This is a genomic window from Parasynechococcus sp. (assembly GCF_045559935.1).
Classification (GTDB): Bacteria; Cyanobacteriota; Cyanobacteriia; order PCC-6307; family Cyanobiaceae; genus Parasynechococcus.
The window spans coordinates 387,889-405,350 of record NZ_JBJLJL010000010.1; the positions used below are offsets into that span (position 1 = coordinate 387,889).

Below are 17,462 nucleotides of genomic sequence, written 5' to 3' on the forward strand. Positions count from 1 at the left end.
GAAATCTCCTCAGGGGTTCACGCGCGCCTCGCCCTGGAGGGTGAGCTGACCACCCTGCAGGGACGCTTCCAGGATGTGGATCTCAGGGTCCATCGGCAGCAGGGTTGCACCTTGCTCTTCCGTGAGCGGCTGGATCATCACGGTGTTCTGGGCGGCCTTGAGACGGAAGCGGCGGCGTGCCGGGTCCTTCTGGGCCGCCACGGGGGACTGCAGCTCGAGCACGTCGTTGTCGATCCACAGGCCGCCCAGCGGCGTCAATCCCATCAGCTGCTCCGACAACCAGTCTCCAAGCCAGCGCCAGGGCTCATCGAGAAGCGCGTCATTCAGGTCGCGGCCGGTGATCGTCACATCCCCCTCAAGCCTGAAGGGATGTTGCAGAGCCAGCATCCGACCGGGCTGAAGCAGCTGCAGATCCACCTGTATCGGACCGCTGCTCAGAACCGCATGCTGCAGAGGCAGGCCCTGAAAACGCACCTCCCTGGCCTCCAGCCGCGCCCCCTGCAGATGACCTCGCAGCAACCCGAGACTGGATCCCTGCAGCGAAAGTTCAAGCGATCCGACGCTGTCGCAGCGGCTGCGGACCCAGAGCTTCAGACCGGTGGAGATGAGACTGAGAAGCGGATCAGACACCGGCCAGATACTCCCGGCAACGCTCGGCCACCCGTTCAGGCTGATCGAGATGGGGCAGGTGGCCGCAGGACTCGAAGGTCTCCACCGGACGCTTGAGCAGATCGAGCACCGCCTGTTTCAGACGCGGGCGAAGGATACGATCCTGCGCTCCCCAGATCACATGCAGCGGTTGATCCGGCAGGGGTTCGCCGCAACCGGCGAACCCACCGCTGCGCGCGAAGGCCGCCAGCGCATCCGCCCAGCCCGGGACCTGCAGATGCAGTGAAGCGATCTGTTCCTCCGGTGCGCCGACCGAAGCCGCTGGATCAGCAAAGGCCTGAGAGCAGAGACCCCGGCGCACGCCGGGACGGGAGAGAAACCAGACTCCGAGCCGATCCAGCACGGGGGGAAGCGGCATGGGCCGGCCGCTGAGACCGGCGGGAGCCAGCAGCAGCAGCTGACGGATTCGCTCCGGGTGGCGTCGGGCCAGCTCGACGGCGACAGCTCCACCCATCGATGCTCCGATCAGCCCCACGGACGATGGCGGCAGACGTTCCAGCAGCGCATCAAGATGACGCAGCACCGGCTCCGGGCCATAGCTGGCCCCGGAAGGCCGGGGGGAGAAACCGAAGCCGAACAGATCGGGGATGAACAGCTGAAACCGATCACTCAGCTGCGGTGCCAGGCGACGGAATTCCAGGAAACTGCTGTCGAAACCATGCAGCAGCAGCAGGGGTGGCCCCTCTCCGAGCACCGCCACCGGGAAGGGTTGATCACTTTCGAGGCCAGGCAGAAGCCACCACTGAACGGTTCCCGCCAGATCGCGTGCGCACGGATCGAGCAGAGTCGGTCGGAGCTGGTCCAGCAGCTGGTTCAAGAGGAAAGAAGGCTGGGTTCGGCCGCACCCACCAGTGCTTCCAGCAGGGCGCCAGGGCTCACAGTGAAGGGGAGATGGTGCAGGTCTGATCCCTCGCGGCAGGCGAACTGACACACCCGCTGAAGGTCACTGAGGCTGGCACCCGCGAGTCCGAGGTCATCGAGAGTGACAGGAAGACCCAGCTCCCGCAGCAGCGGGAGCAGCTGACGGTGGGCCTGGCCAGCGAGCCGATTCCCGCCCAGCCGCTCCTCAAGACGAAGTTGAACAAGGATGCCGAAACCCACTTTCTCGCCGTGGAGCACTCCGTGGCAATCGGGCAGCAGGGTGAGGCCGTTGTGAACAGCGTGGGCGGCGACGGTCCGGCAGCGGGCACCCCCCAGTCCACCGATCACGCCGGCCGTGAGAGCACAGGCTTCTGCCGTTCTCACCCATGCTGAACCGGTCGGGTCCTGCAAGGCCTTCGCGCCATCGATCATCAGCTGATCTCTGAGCACTCTCGCCATCTGAACGGCCTGCTGCACGAGCCCGTCGCTGCTGTCACCACTGCTGACAGAGGCTTCGTACCACTTCGCCAGCGCATCGGCGATCCCGCTGGCCAGGGTGCGGGGGGGAGCCTGACGCACCAGGTCGTGATCGAACACAAGAAGATCCGGACAGCGCTCCAGAGCCACATCGCCCTGAAAGGCACCCTCCGGTGAATAGAGGTTGGCCAGAGCGGTCCAGCCGGCACAGGTGGCAGCACTCAGAGGGACGGTGATGCAGGCAAGGCCGAGCCGGGAAGCCAGCAGCTTGCCGGCATCCAGCACCTTGCCGCCTCCCGCGGCGATGACGGCATCACAACCGGCGGATTCAACCGCAAGCCGCTGCAGGTCGACTTCACAGCAATCGAAGTCCAGTTCAACGGAACGGGTCGGCAGGCCGGCAGCCTCAAGATCCCGTTCGAGACATTCTCTGAGCCGGGCGGTTGCCCCGCTGCGTCCGAGCAGCAGGGGAGCCGAGCTCAGAGCGGCTATGCGAGGCAGAGCATCCGACCAGGCACCATCCCCCCGCAGCACCGCAGCTGGGGCGATGGCGTGGGTTGAGATGGAACCGACCATCAGACGCCGGCGCCGGCGAGCTGAGGTGTCGCTTCGGCACGTCCCATGTGACGCACCACCACCTTCTTGTTCTCATCCACATCCACCTCAGCGTGATCGCCGTCCTTGATCCGTCCGGAGAGCACCTCTTCGGCGAGGGAATCCTCGAGCAGACGCATCACAGCGCGACGCAGGGGCCGGGCGCCGTAGGCCGGGTTGTACCCCTCTTCCACAAGACGCTCCTTGAAGGCATTGGAGACGGTGAGCGTGATGCCCTTCTCGCCCATGCGACCGAACACCTCCTTGAGCATGATCTCTGCGATCTCCTTGACCTCGTCGCGGCTGAGCTGACGGAAGACGATGATCTCGTCGAGACGGTTGAGGAATTCGGGGCGGAAGTACTGCTTGAGCTCCTCGTTCACCAGGGAGCGGATCCGGGTGTACTGAGACTCCTCGGCGCTCTCGCCGGAGAACTCGAAACCGAGGCCACCGCCACCTTTCTCAATCACCTTCGAACCGATGTTCGAGGTCATGATGATCAGCGTGTTCTTGAAATCGACGGTGCGACCTTTGGAATCGGTCAGCCGGCCATCCTCAAGCAGCTGAAGCAGCAGGTTGAACACATCCGGGTGAGCCTTCTCGATCTCGTCAAAGAGAACGACGGTGTACGGACGGCGACGCACGGCTTCGGTGAGCTGTCCGCCCTCGTTGAATCCCACATAGCCAGGAGGGGAGCCGATCAGCTTGCTGACCGTGTGGCGCTCCATGAACTCGGACATGTCGAGGCGGATCATCGCCTCTTCGCTGCCGAAGAAATAGGTGGCCAGAGCCTTGGTCAGTTCCGTCTTTCCGACCCCGGTGGGGCCGGAGAAGATGAAGCTGGCAATCGGTCGGTTGGGATTCTTGAGGCCGACGCGGGCTCTGCGGATCGCCTTGGAGACAGCCTTGACCGCTTCGTCCTGGCCGATGAGGCGCTGGTGGAGGGTCTCCTCCATGTTCAGCAGTTTCACGGACTCGCTCTCGGTGAGCTTCTGAACGGGAACACCGGTCCAGGAAGCAACGATGTGGGCGATGTCCTCCTCATTGACCATGGGGGACGACTCGGAAGCCTCAGGAACCTGACTTTCAGAGGAGGCCTCCGAATCAGGGCTGGCTTCGACACGGTTGTTCTGAAGCAGGGTGCGGATCTGTTCGCGCAGTTCCACTTCCTTTTCGCGCAGCTCTCCGGCCTTGGTGAAGTCCTGATCGCGAACGGCTTCCTCCTTCTGTTTCTGGACGGAACGCAGTTCCTTGTCGACTTCCTTCGCTTCAGGCGGAAGCTTCGAATTGAGCAGTCGCACCCGTGATCCAGCTTCGTCGATCAGATCGATGGCCTTGTCCGGAAGAAAACGATCGGAGATGTAGCGGTCGCCGAGTGTGGCGGCGGCGACGAGGGCGTCATCGGTGATCTTGAGGCGGTGATGCTGCTCGTAGCGCTCACGCAGCCCCCGAAGGATCTCGATCGTGTCGACGATGGAGGGCTCTCCCACCGTGACCGGCTGGAAGCGACGCTCGAGAGCTGCATCCCGTTCGATGTGCTTTCGGTACTCGTCAAGGGTGGTGGCGCCGATGCACTGGAGCTCTCCGCGGGCCAGAGCCGGCTTGAGGATGTTGGCGGCGTCGATGGCTCCCTCGGCGGCTCCAGCCCCGATCAGGGTGTGCACCTCATCGATCACCAGGATCACGTTCCCGGCGGACTTGATCTCTTCCATGATCTTCTTGAGGCGTTCCTCGAACTCACCCCGGTACTTGGTCCCTGCCACCAGCAGGCCGATATCGAGGGTGAGAACGCGCTTGTCTTCGAGGATGTCAGGGATCTCACCCTGCTGGATCCGCTGGGCGAGCCCCTCGGCGATGGCGGTCTTGCCCACGCCGGGCTCACCGATCAACACCGGATTGTTCTTGGTGCGGCGACCGAGGATCTGAATCACACGGTCGATCTCGTTATGGCGGCCGACCACAGGATCCAGCTTGGCCTCCCCTGCGAGCTGGGTGAGATTGCTGCCGAATTCATCCAGGGTCGGCGTCTTGGTGGAACCCTTGGCGCCGCCGCCACCGCCACCGGCAGAGACCTCTGCCGTCTCACCCAGCATGCGGATGACCTGCGTGCGGACCTTGGCCAGATCGACACCGAGGTTTTCCAGCACCCGTGCAGCGACGCCCTCGCCTTCACGAATGAGTCCGAGCAGCAGATGTTCCGTGCCGATGTAGTTGTGGCCCAGCTGACGGGCCTCCTCCAGGGAGAGCTCCAGCACCCGCTTCGCACGGGGCGTGAACGGGATCTCAACGGCGACGAAGCCCGAACCCCGTCCGATGATCTTCTCCACCTCGACGCGGGCATCCTTGAGGTTCACGCCCATCGACTTGAGAACCTTGGCTGCGACTCCGGTGCCTTCACCGATCAGTCCCAGAAGGATCTGCTCGGTTCCCACGAAGTTGTGACCCAGGCGACGGGCCTCCTCCTGGGCCAGCATGATCACCTTGATGGCCTTCTCAGTAAATCGTTCGAACATCGTCGAGGCCGATGCGTAAGTCTTCCCAAGCTATCAGGGTTGAGGGACCTCTGCGAGTGATTGTTTGATTCAGTGACTCACCAGTCTCTGACTGGGCTTGTACAGCCAGAAATTAATAATGAACCCACCAAGATGTGCGGCTTTTTTGTCTTCCGAGGACGGGAAACCGAACATCATCTAGATCGGTCAGCTGGCTATCCCGTTGGCGTGAGCCGACACCACTGGATCAGGGCATCTCGGCCATCTCGGTAGTAGTTGGGGCGGCGACCGGCGATCTGGAATCCATGGGAGTCGTAGAGACCGACAGCGGCAGTGTTGTCACTGGCGACCTCCAGCGTGGCGTGCCGGGCCCCTTCCATCCGTGCCCGTTGCAACAGGGCGTCCAGCAGCGAACGGCCGAGACCGCAGCGGCGTCGATCCGGATCCACCGCCACCGCTGTGATGTGCAGCTCATCGACCACCAGCCAGCCACAGGCCAGACCCAGCAGGCGCTCCCCCTCGATCAGCCCAAGACACAGCCGTTGCGGCTCCTCCAGTTCACGGCGCCACTGCTCCTCGTTCCACAGTCCCCTCAGGCAGCGTTGATCCAGGTCGAGACAGGCCGACAACCAGGAGGTGTCGAGTTCGATGACGGTGATGGCTGAACCGTTCCGGGGAGCTCTGATTCCTACATTGCCCATCTACGCCGGTCCGTTTTGACTCAGACCATCGCCAGCACAAGGCCCTACGAAGCGGCCCGGGATCCGAGCAGCCCCAACCGCAATCTCGCGCCCCTCACCACGGAGCTGGATGATCAGGACAGGCTTCTCGTTGGCGGCTGCCTGCTGAGCGAACTGGCGCAGCGTTACGGGACACCGCTGTATGTCCTCGATGAGGTGACCCTGCGCAGCACCTGCCGCGCCTACCGGGACGCCCTTCAACGGCACTACCCGGGAGAGTCGCTGCCGGTCTACGCCTCCAAGGCCAACAGCTCTCTGCTGATGAGCAGCATCGCTGCGGCCGAGGGGCTGGGACTGGACGCCGTCTCCGCCGGTGAGCTGCTCACGGCTCTTCAGGGGGGCATGCCCGGTCGGCGGATGGTGCTGCATGGCAACAACAAGAGCGATGAGGAACTGCTGCTCGCCTACGACAACGACGTGACGATCGTGGTGGACAACCAGCACGACCTCGAGCGGCTGGAGCAGCTGGTGCCAGCAGGCGGCGAACCGGCACGCCTGATGCTGCGCTTCACCCCGGGCATCGAGTGCCACACGCACGAATACATCCGCACCGGACATCTGGACAGCAAGTTCGGCTTCGATCCAGACCTGCTGGAGTCGGTGCTGAAGCAACTGGTCGGACAACCCTGGGCGCGACTGACCGGTCTGCATGCCCACATCGGATCTCAGATCTTCGAGCTTGAGCCCCATCGCGACCTGGCCGCGGTGATGGCGGATGCCCTCGGCCTGGCCCGGCGGCTCGGCCACCCGGTGACCGATCTCAACGTGGGGGGTGGCCTTGGAATCCGCTATGTGGAAACCGATGACCCGCCGAGCATCGACCACTGGGTGAAGGTGGTGGCGGAGGGCGTTACCGCGGCATGCCGAGAAAGGGATCTGGAGCTTCCCCGTCTGATGTGCGAACCGGGGCGGTCTCTGGTCGCCACGGCAGGCATCACGCTTTACAGCGTGGGGTCTCGCAAGACGATCCCGGGAGTGCGCACCTACGTCGCCATCGACGGTGGCATGAGCGACAACCCACGGCCGATCACCTACCAGTCTCTCTACACCTGCTGCCTGGCGGACCGCCCCCTGGCGGAAGCCACTGAAACGGTGAACCTGGTGGGCAAGCACTGTGAGTCGGGCGACGTGCTGCTCAAGGACCTCAATCTGCCGACCACCAGCAGTGGCGACATCGTCGCGGTGTTCGCCACCGGTGCCTACAACGCGTCGATGAGCTCCAACTACAACCGCATCCCCCGCCCGGCTGCGGTGGTGGTGAATGACGGAGCGGCTGAGCTGGTTCAGAAGCGCGAGCAGCCGGATGACCTGCTGCGCTACGACGTGCTGCCGGAGCGCTTCCGAGCGGTACGTTGATGGCAGCAGGGAGATGGGCGGGGTGAACGTGCTGGCGGTGGTGGATCCGCGCCTTGTTCTCGACGTCCTGTTTGCCTCTGCAATCGGTTTTCTGCTGTTCTCGCGGGTCAACGAGGCCAGGACCCTCTGGCTGCTGCGCGGCTATCTGTTCCTCGTGGCCACCGCCTGGTTCGTGCAGCGGTTCGCCAACCTGCCGCTCACCTCGAAGCTGGTGGATGCCCTCGTTCTCGCCTGCTCCCTGTCACTGGCGATTCTCTGGCAGGGGGAACTGCGTCGGCTGATGGAACTTCTGGGCACCGGCCGGCTTGCTGTGCTGCTGGGCAATCCCCAGAAGGAGTTCCGTGCCACAGCCGGCACCGTGGCCCACATCACCGACGCCGCAGGAAAACTCTCCCAGCAACGCCGCGGAGCCCTGATCGTTGTCGATCTGGGCAGCGATCTGCGTCCGGAGGATTTCCTCAATCCAGGGGTGACCATCGGAGCCCAGCTCAGCCGGGAGCTGCTGCTCAACCTGTTCGCCGCCGACACACCGCTCCATGACGGTGCAGTGCTGGTGCGAGGCAATCGCATCGAGTCGGCCGGCGTCATTCTTCCTCTGTCCCGTCACAGCGTGAGCCGCTACGGCACACGCCACCTCGCGGCGCTCGGGATCACCGAACGCTTTGACCGCTGCATCTGCATCGTCGTCTCCGAGGAGACCGGCACCCTCTCCCTTGCCAATCAGGGCCGTCTGGAACGTCCGATCACCAGCAGTCGTCTGCAGGAGCTGCTGCGCGAACTGTTCAGCACGGCGGAGGCCCTGCCACCTGCACGACGTACGGTGGGGAGCTCCCCGTCAGAATCGCTGTCTTGAGCCGACCACCGGCTGCCAGCACCGACGCCGCTCCCCGTTCCGTCTGCCCGCCGGAGCTTGAGATCGCTCGGCTTCCATCCCATGTGGCGGTGATCATGGACGGAAACGGCCGTTGGGCCGAGTCCCGCGGCCTGCCGCGGGTGATGGGTCACCGCGCTGGGGTGGAGGCCCTGAAATCGACGCTTCGCCTCTGCAGCGACTGGGGCATCAAGGCTCTCACCGCCTATGCCTTCTCCACGGAGAACTGGGCGAGGCCCGGCGATGAGGTGAATTTCCTGATGACTCTGTTTGAACGCGTTCTCCAGAAGGAGCTGCGGTCGCTGGAGCAGGAACAGGTGCGCATCCGTTTCCTGGGCGATCTGGAAGGACTGCCGGAAAAACTGCAGGAGCTGATCGCCGATGCCACCGAGCGGACGGCCGGCAACGATGGCATTCACTTCAACGTCTGCACCAATTACGGCGGACGACGCGAGCTGGTGCGCGCTGCCCAGCGGCTCGCCCAGCGGGCGGCAGATGGCGAGCTCGACCCCCTGCAAATCGATGAGAACAGCGTTGCGGCTGAGTTGTTCACCGCCGGCGAGCAGGATCCCGACCTGCTGATCCGCACCAGTGGTGAACACCGGATCAGCAACTTCCTGCTGTGGCAACTGGCCTACGCGGAGATCCATGTCACCGACGTCTTCTGGCCTGATTTCGGCCCTGAAGCCCTGACCAGAGCCCTGCTGGACTATCAGAGCCGTCAACGCCGCTTCGGGGGCCTGGATCCGATTTCGCCATGACGCTGACCCTGCGCCACGACTGGACCACCGAGGAAATCCTGGCCCTCCTCCGGCAGCCCCTGATGGAGCTGCTGTGGCAGGCCCAGGCCGTGCACCGGGAAGCCAACCCCGGTTACAAGGTGCAGTTGGCCTCGCTGCTGAGCGTCAAGACCGGGGGCTGCGAAGAGGACTGCGCCTATTGCTCTCAGTCGATCCACAACAGCAGCGACGTCACAGGCTTCGATGCTCAGATGCAGGTGGAGCCCGTGCTTCAGAGGGCACGGGCCGCGAAGCAGGCCGGTGCCGACCGCTTCTGCATGGGCTGGGCCTGGCGTGAGATCCGTGACGGCACCCCCTTCGAGGCGATGCTGGAGATGGTGAGGGGCGTGCGCGAGCTGGGCCTGGAAGCCTGCGTGACCGCAGGCATGCTCACCGACCGACAGGCGGAACGGCTCGCCGAGGCCGGGCTCACCGCCTACAACCACAACCTCGACACCAGCCCCGAGCATTACGACCGGATCATCTCGACCCGCACGTACCAGGAACGGCTGGAGACCCTGCAACGGGTCAGGAAAGCCGGGGTGACCCTCTGCTGCGGAGGCATCATCGGCATGGGCGAATCGCTGAGAGACCGCGCCTCAATGCTTCAGGTGCTGGCCGGCATGGATCCCCATCCGGAGAGTGTTCCGGTGAACGGTCTGGTGGCTGTGGAAGGAACGCCCCTTCAGGACCAGGCTCCGTTCGAGCCACTGGACCTGGTTCGGATGGTGGCGACAGCGCGGATCCTGATGCCCCGCGCACGCGTGAGGCTCAGCGCCGGGCGTGAATCGATGAGCCGGGAAGCCCAGATCCTCTGCCTGCAGGCCGGAGCTGATTCGATCTTCTACGGCGACACCCTCCTCACCACCGGCAATCCGGATGTGGAGGCCGACCGGCAGCTGCTCAGGGATGCAGGGGTGCAGGCCAACTGGCAGGAGAACGCGGAATCCCCCGTCAGCTGCGCTCCTTGAGAAGCAACGCATTCGTGAGCCTGGCTTGCGCCCTGAGCTAAGACAGAACTGCATTCACTCCCCTGTCATGCGTTCGTTCCTTCTGGCATTGCTGCCGATTCTGCTGGCTCCTGCAGCGGCTCTCGCTCAGAAGGAGATTCCCAAGGCTGCCGGTCATGACCAATGCCCCATGGGCTATGTGAACACCCTGGGCACCACGTGTGTCTCGCCCGTCTACTACGAGGTGGCTCCCACCAACGGCGAGGCATGTCTGGAGGGGTGGGTGAACATCGGCGCCGGCTACTGCAAGAAGAAGAAGGGGCCCCTCGGAATCCTCTGAATCACGCCATCCCCCCGCGGAGTTCCGCCATGCCGCGAGAGATTCCAGCCCAGGAGCAGTCACGCAAATGGTTTCGCAGCCATCTGCTCGGCCGTGAGGTGGAACTGCAGGATCTCTACGAACTTCCCCAGGGGGAGCTCGATCTGCTGATGGCCGAAACCGCGGAGATTCGGTCCGACCCCGAAAACCGCGCTCGCAGCCATGGACGCTGGTGCACGGCGGGTTATGTGCTGGAGCTGGCCCGGATTATCGATACCCGACGGGACAACTGATGTTGATGCAAGCCGCATCCGGCCTCCCGCCGGTGAAGCTGGCAGTGATCGGCCATCAGGAATGGGTGACTTTCCTTCAGGTCGATGCCCTGCCTCGGCCGGGATTGATCAGCCGGGCCGCCCGCAGTCTGGAGGAACCGGCTGGAGCCGGTGCCGTTGTGGCGGTTCAGCTGGCACGGCTGACCGGAACCACGGTGCCTTTTTTCACGGCCCTCGGTCGCGATGCGATCGGACGACGGAGTGTGGAGCGATTACGGGAACTTGGAGTGGATCCCCACGTGGCCTGGCGAGATCAGCCCAGCCGCCGCGGCCTCAGCCTCGTGGACCACACCGGTGATCGGGCGATCACGGTGATCGGCGAACGACTGACGCCGACGGCAGAGGATTCCCTGCCCTGGGAGCTGCTGCAGGATTGTGATGGCGTGTTCGTCTCCGCGACGGATGCCGATGGCCTTCGCCGTGCCCGGGCTGCCAGGGTGCTGACGGCAACACCACGGCTGCGCCTGCCCGTCCTGCAGGGAGCCGCCGTCCAGCTGGATGCCCTGATCGGCAGTGGCCTCGATCCGGGAGAACAGCTTCCTGAGGATGCTCTGGACCCCGCGCCAGCTCTGGTCATCGCAACGGAGGGAGCCGATGGAGGCTGGTTGCGACCGGGTGGCCGCTATGCAGCCTCTGCACCCGATGCTCCCCTGGTGGAGTCCTATGGGTGCGGCGACAGCTTCGCGGCCGGAGTCACGGCAGGACTCGCCGCGGGTTGGAGCGCCACGCGGGCCGTGAAGCTGGGAGCCAGCTGCGGGGCTGCGTGCGCCACACGATTCGGGCCCTACGGAACCACCAGCGTCATCAGCGCCGAAATCATCCGAAACCCATGAACGGAACGATTGATCATGAAGGGCCGGACTGCGGCATGAACCGGCTGATGGTGGCAGCCTTCTACGCCTTCACACCCTTGAACGACGAACGGCGTGAGGCGATTCTTGCTGAGCTGCCGCCGTTGGCGCATCGGGGGGATGTGCTCGGCTCTGTTCTGGTTGCCGAGGAAGGGGTGAACGGCACGATCAGCGGGCCTGCGCGGGGCGTGGAAGCCTTGCTGACCCGACTGCGCGACCGACTTGCGCTGGGGGCTCAGCCGTTCGAGCGGCTCGAGGTCAAGTGCAGCTGGAGTGACAGGCCTGTGTTCCGACGGTTCAGGGCGAGACGCAAGAAGGAGATCGTGACCATGGGTGTGGCCGGAGCGGATCCACGGTCCAGCGTGGGCATCTATGTGGATCCACAGGACTGGAACGGCATGGTCGATGACCCCGACACGCTGGTGATTGACACCAGGAACAGCTATGAGACCGCGATCGGCAGCTTTGAAGGAGCCCTCGATCCAGGCACGGAAAGCTTCCGCGACTTCCCTGACTGGGCGGAGCGGACTCTGCGCCCACTGATCGCGCAGCGACAGCCGCAGCGGATCGCCATGTTCTGCACCGGTGGCATCCGCTGCGAGAAGGCGAGCAGCTACCTGCAGCAGAGCGGCTTCGGCCCGGTGCACCATCTGCGGGGCGGCATCCTCAAGTACCTGGAACAGGTGCCGGAAGAGGACAGCCGTTGGCAGGGTGAATGCTTCGTGTTCGATCAGCGGGTGGCGCTCAACCATCAGCTGGAACCTGGAGTCCACAGCCTCTGCCACGCCTGCGGGCTGCCCCTGTCACCGGAGCAACGGGATCTGCCCAGTTATGTGAAGGGAGTGCAGTGCCTGCATTGCATCGATCGCTTCAGCGACAGCGACCGGGAACGGTTCACGATGCGCCAGAAACAGATCGATCAGCTGTCGTCCTCATCGAGGGCATCCTCCGCCTTCTGCTCGTAGATCGAGGTCCACTCCGCGTTGCTCTTGCAGTATTTGGCGTGCTGCACCAGGTGGAAGGTCTGCACGGAACAGGCAAGCACCACGATCACCATCGGGATCAGCCAGACCGGATCTCGGAATGAGATGCGTTTGCGGGCCATCACTCCACCTCCAGTTCGCGGTCGTAGACCTCATCGTTCTGCGACGCCCATCGGGCTTCCGTCATGCAGCCACCGGCATGGATCGCATGATGCGCAACAAACAGCCCTGCCATCCAGGCGAGGATTCCGATCGGGACAAGCCATCGCATGGGCGTGGAGCACACTCCAGGGGCAGCATTGCGCATCTGCCCGAAAGACGCACGACCATGACCGCGATCCTCTACAGCTTCCGGCGCTGCCCGTTCGCCATGCGGGCGCGCTGGGCCCTGCTGCAGGCTGGGCTTCTGGTGCGTTGGCGCGAGATCGAACTCAAGGCCAAGCCCAGGGAAATGCTGACGGTGTCACCCAAAGGGACCGTTCCGGTACTGGTGCTCGAGGGCGGGCAGGTGATCGATGAGAGCCTGCAGGTGATGCGCTGGGCGCTTGAGCAGGCGGATCCGCGCGATCTGCTGCAGAGGGGCGAAGGCAGCGCGGATCTGATCCGTGAGAACGATGGCCCGTTCAAGCACCACCTGGATCGTTTCAAGTACACCGACCGCTATCCAGGAGAGCGGCGCGAGCACCACCGCCATGCGGGGATCTCCATCCTGAAGCGCTGGAGTGAACGGATTGCGGCGCGGGGCTGGCTGAGCGGACCCTGCATGGGCGTCACCGACGGCGCCCTTTGGCCCTTTGTTCGCCAATGGCGAATCGCCGATCCGGAGGACTTCGACGCGGATGCCGAGCTGGCCCCTCTGCGCATCTGGCTTCGGAGCTTTCTCGAGGATCCGATGTTCGAGCGCCTGATGCAGCGGGCTGATCCCTGGAGTCCCGGGGGGCTTCAACCGCTGTTCCCTGCCGATGCTGTGCCGGTCCCGAGCGATCAACCCCTGTTCCATCTGGCCCTCGCCGAAGACTGGCGGATGGCCAGGGCAGAGGGTTCCTACCGGATCTCCACCAGGGGCATGCGCCTTGACGAAGTGGGATTCATTCACTGCTCGTGGGAACAGCAGGTGAAGGCGACCTTTGATCGCTTCTACGCCGATGCAGAAGACGTGCTGCTGCTTCGGATCGACCCTGCCCAGCTGACCGCCCCACTGCGGGCTGACGCGGTTCCGACCGGGGAGCTTTTCCCACACCTCTACGGAGCACTGTCCCTGGACGCTGTGATCTCAGCGGATCGCTACGACCAAGAAGCAGCATGAGACCAGCAAGTGGCACTGTGACAGTCCAGGGGTTGCACAACGGCGCAGGGGCTCTATGACGGGTTGGTCGATGGCATCTGATGCATCCCCAGACGCAGACCTCCCAGCAGACGGCGCTGCTTTGGACCGGCAGGGAACTGAAGAGACTGCTGGAGCACTGCTCCTTACGACGATGGGCGTCGACCTCGGCCCTGATGGAGGCCCATGACATCCGGATGTGCCGACGTTCCTCAACTCGCTGACCTGGAATCGGACGCCAGCGACCGAGGACTGCTGCTGCGCATCAGGCTGAATCGGCCGCTCGGGCTCTGGGCCCTGAGGCTCGTGGTGGCATCACGCCAATCGGATGGTCCGCCACGACTGCTCGGGGAACTGAAAGGCTGGGCCTACCCCGCCATCAGCGGATTGCAACTCGACACGATGCGGGTGCTGCCCTCAGCTCCGAGCGGAGTCGGAGACCTGATCTGGGCCGCAACCATGGCCTGGGCTCTGGAGAGCACCCCCTGCCGCCGGGCCAGGCTTCTGGCCATTCGTGACGACGACCGCCAGCACAGACGGCTGGTGCGTTACTTCCGGCAGCGCGGTTTCACACCGGTGCGGGAGGTGGCAGCAGCGCCGGTGGATCTCCCTCTGCGTCTGGTGTGGGGCGGTGCCGGAGTTCTGATGTGTGCGGACTGCTGCTCGGTTCTGACCCTGAGCGAGCAGCGCTGGCGTCAGTCCGCCGCGTGATAGCTGCTCCGCACCAGAGGACCGCTGCTGACCTTGTCAAACCCCAGCTCCCGGGCGACCTCCCCCAGCTCCGCGAATTCCTCGGGCGTCCAGTAGCGGGCCACTGGGATATGGGCCAAGGAGGGTCTCAGGTACTGACCCAGTGTGAGGCGCTGACAGTCGACACGACGCAGATCCTGCATCGCACGGATCACCTCATCCCGGGTCTCGCCGAGTCCGAGCATCAGCCCGGACTTGCTGGGAATCCGCGGCGCAAGCGTCCTGGCCGTCTCCAACAGTCCAAGCGAACGGCGATACGTGGCTCCGCGTCGCACCTCACCCTGCAGACGCTCAACCGTCTCCAGATTGTGGTTGAAGCACACCGGTTCGGCGGCCAGCACCGTGGCAAGCCGCTGTCGCTGCGCCGCCAGGGCCTGCTCCTGATCCGTGACACCCCCCCAGAAATCCGGGGTGAGCACCTCAATGGCCACAAGCGGATTGCGCTGCCGGATCGCGGCCATCGTGGACGTGAACAACCCGGCGCCATGGTCGTCGAGGTCATCGCGGGCCACGGCGGTGAGCACGACGTAACGCAACCCCATCGCCTCCACGGCCTCGGCCACTCGCACGGCCTCGCCGGCATCGACCGGCATCGGCGCCTGCCCCTTCTCGACCTGACAGAAGGCACAGCTGCGGGTGCAGATCGATCCCCCCAGAAGAAAGGTGGCCGTGCCGGATGCATAGCACTCGCCCCGGTTGGGACAGCGCCCCTCCTCGCAGATCGTGTGCAACCTGTTCTGCTTCACCAGGCCTTGAACCCGCTCCAGGTCAGAAGCATTCCCGATCGGGCGGCGAAGCCATTCGGGAAGCCTTTCGGCAGGGGGAATGGCGCTGTACTTGCTCATGCAGTGAGCTGACCAGCCCTGATTCTGACCGTGTCGGCAGCGGATGGTGGGAGCCGGTGGCCAGGAGGGTGAACCCACCCGGAGCGATGCCACCGGCGAGTTCAATGTCGCCCTGATTTCAGGGAAGTGTGATTTCCGCTACAAAACTCATTGCTGTTGCCGCGTCAGGACACCAGTCGCCGCCGGATTCCTTCCACCGCGCACGAGGTGCGGTTGCGGGTGTTCATCTTGTGGATCACGGATTGAACGTAGTCCCGGGCGGTGGTCTCAGCGATATGAAGTTCCCGCCCGATCTCTCGGTTCGAACATCCCTCGCAGAGCAGCTGGAGTACAGCGCTTTCTCGAGAGGTCAGCGTCGTCGTCGTCACGGTTCAGTGGTGTGATTGGGAGGGTTCTCACCCTTGGCTCCACTGTCCTCATGGCATTCAGCGCGGACTTGAGGGGCCGGAAAGGATTCCCTGAGAGCTCGCTGAACCAACGACCGGACTCAGGCTCCACGGGATCAGACCAGAGCGATCTGATCGGTTGTGATCTCACCGGCATTCTTCATGGTGCAAAGAAGGCCCCCGTCTCCAAAACCGCGCTCAACTCCATTCTCATTGAAGAACAGGCGTCCCTTCGGCTCGAAGTAGAGAAGATCGAAATTCCGCTGGACGTCATCAGCTTCACTGCTGGATGCACCCAACCACATCCTTCAACTGACGTGATGATTCAGACAACACGACATCCGCAGGGGGGACCAACGGCGAGTCAGATCAGTTGAGAGGTTTCACCGAAACCTGAAAACAAGGATTCCGTCTGACCCCAGACCGTTTCCGCCACCTGCTGACCCATGGCACGGCCTCGGAGATCGCCGTCCTGAATATGAATCCCACCGTACAGACGCGAGCGTCCAGCCTGCGCCGCCGCATCCCAGAGCGTGTTCCAGCTCAGACGGATCGTGTCTCCGTCGTACTCCTCAAAGGACAACTCATCCGTCGACCAGGCACCAATCAGATCCCGCTCTCCATCACCATCCAGATCCTGCACCCCGCGGCTGTGTCCATCAAACAGCACATCTGAACCGGTGTAAGCCTCGAGCACCGTTGCGGCAGCGAATGAAAAGCCGGAATGGCCCGATGTGTATTCAGGGAAGGCAGGCGTGACGAAGGTCACATCCTGATAGGGCTGCCAGTCCTGACCGAGAATGGTCTGCGATCCCTTGTTCGGTCCAGCCCAGGCGATGATCTCCTGATCTTCGAAAAGATGACGGATCGCTGTCTGAGGGCGAACATAATCGTGGGCATATTTGGCATCCCATACGGCGATACCGGTATCAAACAACGCATTGTTCAGGGCGAAGAACATTTTCACGTCATCTGCCAGGCCGTACTCCTCGCGGGCTGAAAGATCATGAGCAAATTCATTCCAGTGCCCCGGAGGTGTGGAACTGAGAGGCCCATCCGCCCAGTACTCAGCGATCGCTTTCTGCTCGGCAGTCAGCGTGGCACTGATGGCGGCGACCTCAGTGAACTGGCGCCTGTAGGCCTCATCGTTGGTGGACGTGAAGCCTGTCGCGTCGGTGTACACCGAAAAATCACCCAGCTGAGGGGGGGCCACCGGACGGAATGCGGCACCATCGCTGATTGCAAAGGGGGTGACATCGCCCCAGTGCGGGGTCAGCGGACTCTGCAGGGTGTAGGTCGAGGGATCATCCGTGGCGATGGGAATCCCGTTCTCATCCACGGCCGTGCCGTTGGGAATTCGCAGCGGAGTCCAGCGGTTGGGATCGAACTCCCCACTTCCCTCCTGATTGATGGAGGCATAGCCCGACGGATCGTCGTATCCGTTGCCTGCATTGGAGCCGTCTTCAGCCCTCGCTGACAGCACCGACTCGGCAACCTGGCGGCCGAAACGCGCCATCGGATGTCGAGCTGAATCGAAGCCAAGCTGCTCCAGCAGGTCATCAAATCGATCGCTGTGGTGGGGAAACACAGTCGATAGAACGGAATGCGCCGCATGACTGATCGCCCGTTCAATCGTCCGCTGAGGAGTCAGGCTGCTGCGTCGCAGATCGGTGTAGGCCCCCTTGGCGATGGGATCAAACGCCGCCCAGGTGTCGTACATCGCAGCGTGGGCCAGATGCAGGGCGCGCGTGATCACGGTTGGCACGGGCTTATCCGCCCGGATCGCCTGCAGAGCCAGCTCGTTCCATCGGGCCACCACCGTCGGCTGTGGGTCGGGGTTGAGGGTCCCGAAGTCAGCACCGTTCAGCGCAACAGCGTCCAAC

Annotated in this window: 21 protein-coding genes; 10 read left to right on the forward strand and 11 right to left on the reverse strand. The window is 63.7% G+C overall.

All coding sequences use genetic code 11. From position 1 onward, the window contains the following. Nucleotides 1-9 precede the first annotated feature (9 nt). The 5 genes from ACJ0G7_RS12030 to rimI form a co-directional block, all read right to left on the reverse strand. Complete coding sequence (locus tag ACJ0G7_RS12030) at nucleotides 10-630, reverse strand: DUF2993 domain-containing protein (RefSeq protein ID WP_043691504.1); 621 nt, start codon at nucleotides 628-630, stop codon at nucleotides 10-12. After that, complete coding sequence (locus ACJ0G7_RS12035; RefSeq protein ID WP_407396300.1) at nucleotides 623-1,486, reverse strand: alpha/beta fold hydrolase; 864 nt, start codon at nucleotides 1,484-1,486, stop codon at nucleotides 623-625. Before ACJ0G7_RS12035 ends, ACJ0G7_RS12030 begins: the two co-directional genes overlap by 8 nt. Continuing rightward, nucleotides 1,483-2,583 (reverse strand): iron-containing alcohol dehydrogenase family protein, encoded by a 1,101-nt coding sequence (locus ACJ0G7_RS12040; RefSeq protein ID WP_043691511.1) that lies wholly within the window; start codon nucleotides 2,581-2,583, stop codon nucleotides 1,483-1,485. The genes ACJ0G7_RS12035 and ACJ0G7_RS12040 overlap by 4 nt, the downstream gene beginning before the upstream one ends. After that, entirely contained in the window at nucleotides 2,583-5,114 is a 2,532-nt protein-coding gene (locus ACJ0G7_RS12045; protein WP_407396303.1) for an ATP-dependent Clp protease ATP-binding subunit, read from the reverse strand. The genes ACJ0G7_RS12040 and ACJ0G7_RS12045 overlap by 1 nt, the downstream gene beginning before the upstream one ends. Before the next feature lie 194 nt (nucleotides 5,115-5,308). After that, nucleotides 5,309-5,794: a ribosomal protein S18-alanine N-acetyltransferase gene (gene rimI, locus ACJ0G7_RS12050; protein ID WP_407396304.1), complete on the reverse strand. Its 486-nt coding sequence runs from the start codon at nucleotides 5,792-5,794 to the stop codon at nucleotides 5,309-5,311. A gap of 15 nt (nucleotides 5,795-5,809) precedes the next feature. Between rimI and lysA the strand changes: the two genes are divergently transcribed. The 8 genes from lysA (at nucleotide 5,810) to ACJ0G7_RS12090 (ending at nucleotide 12,256) form a co-directional block, all read left to right on the forward strand. Next, nucleotides 5,810-7,189 carry a diaminopimelate decarboxylase gene (gene lysA, locus ACJ0G7_RS12055; RefSeq protein ID WP_043691516.1) on the forward strand — a complete coding sequence of 460 codons (1,380 nt, stop codon included), beginning with the start codon at nucleotides 5,810-5,812 and terminating at the stop codon, nucleotides 7,187-7,189. A 13-nt stretch (nucleotides 7,190-7,202) separates the two neighbouring features. Beyond that, entirely contained in the window at nucleotides 7,203-8,042 is an 840-nt protein-coding gene (gene cdaA, locus ACJ0G7_RS12060; protein WP_370593972.1) for a diadenylate cyclase CdaA, read from the forward strand. Next, the gene (locus tag ACJ0G7_RS12065) at nucleotides 8,039-8,821 is read left to right on the forward strand and encodes an isoprenyl transferase (protein ID WP_407396305.1); all 783 of its coding nucleotides are present in this window, start codon (nucleotides 8,039-8,041) and stop codon (nucleotides 8,819-8,821) included. Before cdaA ends, ACJ0G7_RS12065 begins: the two co-directional genes overlap by 4 nt. After that, a complete protein-coding gene (gene bioB, locus ACJ0G7_RS12070; RefSeq protein ID WP_407396306.1) occupies nucleotides 8,818-9,810 on the forward strand; it encodes a biotin synthase BioB in 993 nt (330 codons plus the stop codon). The genes ACJ0G7_RS12065 and bioB overlap by 4 nt, the downstream gene beginning before the upstream one ends. 67 nt (nucleotides 9,811-9,877) lie before the next feature. Further along, on the forward strand, nucleotides 9,878-10,129 hold the full coding sequence (locus ACJ0G7_RS12075; RefSeq protein WP_407396307.1) for a hypothetical protein: 252 nt from the start codon (nucleotides 9,878-9,880) through the stop codon (nucleotides 10,127-10,129). Between the two features lie 29 nt (nucleotides 10,130-10,158). Further along, on the forward strand, nucleotides 10,159-10,401 hold the full coding sequence (locus ACJ0G7_RS12080; RefSeq protein WP_043691529.1) for a hypothetical protein: 243 nt from the start codon (nucleotides 10,159-10,161) through the stop codon (nucleotides 10,399-10,401). A gap of 5 nt (nucleotides 10,402-10,406) precedes the next feature. Then, the gene (locus ACJ0G7_RS12085) at nucleotides 10,407-11,273 is read left to right on the forward strand and encodes a PfkB family carbohydrate kinase (protein WP_407396308.1); all 867 of its coding nucleotides are present in this window, start codon (nucleotides 10,407-10,409) and stop codon (nucleotides 11,271-11,273) included. Continuing rightward, nucleotides 11,270-12,256, forward strand: a complete 987-nt coding sequence (locus ACJ0G7_RS12090) for a rhodanese-related sulfurtransferase (RefSeq protein WP_407396309.1) — start codon at nucleotides 11,270-11,272, stop codon at nucleotides 12,254-12,256. Before ACJ0G7_RS12085 ends, ACJ0G7_RS12090 begins: the two co-directional genes overlap by 4 nt. Here ACJ0G7_RS12090 and ACJ0G7_RS12095 read toward each other — a convergent pair. Beyond that, nucleotides 12,211-12,396 carry a hypothetical protein gene (locus ACJ0G7_RS12095; RefSeq protein WP_043691531.1) on the reverse strand — a complete coding sequence of 62 codons (186 nt, stop codon included), beginning with the start codon at nucleotides 12,394-12,396 and terminating at the stop codon, nucleotides 12,211-12,213. The two genes, ACJ0G7_RS12090 and ACJ0G7_RS12095, sit on opposite strands and share 46 nt — an antisense overlap. Further along, entirely contained in the window at nucleotides 12,396-12,545 is a 150-nt protein-coding gene (locus tag ACJ0G7_RS12100; RefSeq protein ID WP_156957083.1) for a hypothetical protein, read from the reverse strand. Before ACJ0G7_RS12100 ends, ACJ0G7_RS12095 begins: the two co-directional genes overlap by 1 nt. 57 nt (nucleotides 12,546-12,602) lie before the next feature. On the opposite strand from ACJ0G7_RS12100, the gene ACJ0G7_RS12105 reads away from it, so the two are divergent. Next, nucleotides 12,603-13,580, forward strand: coding sequence for a DUF952 domain-containing protein (locus ACJ0G7_RS12105; RefSeq protein ID WP_407396311.1), 978 nt, complete (start codon nucleotides 12,603-12,605; stop codon nucleotides 13,578-13,580). A 204-nt stretch (nucleotides 13,581-13,784) separates the two neighbouring features. Then, nucleotides 13,785-14,309 carry a hypothetical protein gene (locus ACJ0G7_RS12110; RefSeq protein ID WP_043691539.1) on the forward strand — a complete coding sequence of 175 codons (525 nt, stop codon included), beginning with the start codon at nucleotides 13,785-13,787 and terminating at the stop codon, nucleotides 14,307-14,309. Here the strand turns inward: ACJ0G7_RS12110 and lipA are convergent. The 4 genes from lipA to ACJ0G7_RS12130 all read right to left on the reverse strand — a co-directional run bounded on the left by lipA (nucleotide 14,294) and on the right by ACJ0G7_RS12130 (nucleotide 17,461). Beyond that, nucleotides 14,294-15,193, reverse strand: a complete 900-nt coding sequence (lipA, locus tag ACJ0G7_RS12115) for a lipoyl synthase (RefSeq protein ID WP_407396313.1) — start codon at nucleotides 15,191-15,193, stop codon at nucleotides 14,294-14,296. The genes ACJ0G7_RS12110 and lipA overlap by 16 nt on opposite strands. 164 nt (nucleotides 15,194-15,357) lie before the next feature. After that, entirely contained in the window at nucleotides 15,358-15,561 is a 204-nt protein-coding gene (locus ACJ0G7_RS12120; protein ID WP_043691542.1) for a response regulator transcription factor, read from the reverse strand. 134 nt (nucleotides 15,562-15,695) lie between these two features. Continuing rightward, entirely contained in the window at nucleotides 15,696-15,878 is a 183-nt protein-coding gene (locus tag ACJ0G7_RS12125; RefSeq protein ID WP_407396315.1) for a hypothetical protein, read from the reverse strand. 65 nt (nucleotides 15,879-15,943) lie between these two features. After that, complete coding sequence (locus tag ACJ0G7_RS12130) at nucleotides 15,944-17,461, reverse strand: vanadium-dependent haloperoxidase (RefSeq protein WP_407396317.1); 1,518 nt, start codon at nucleotides 17,459-17,461, stop codon at nucleotides 15,944-15,946. Nucleotide 17,462 lies beyond the last annotated feature (1 nt).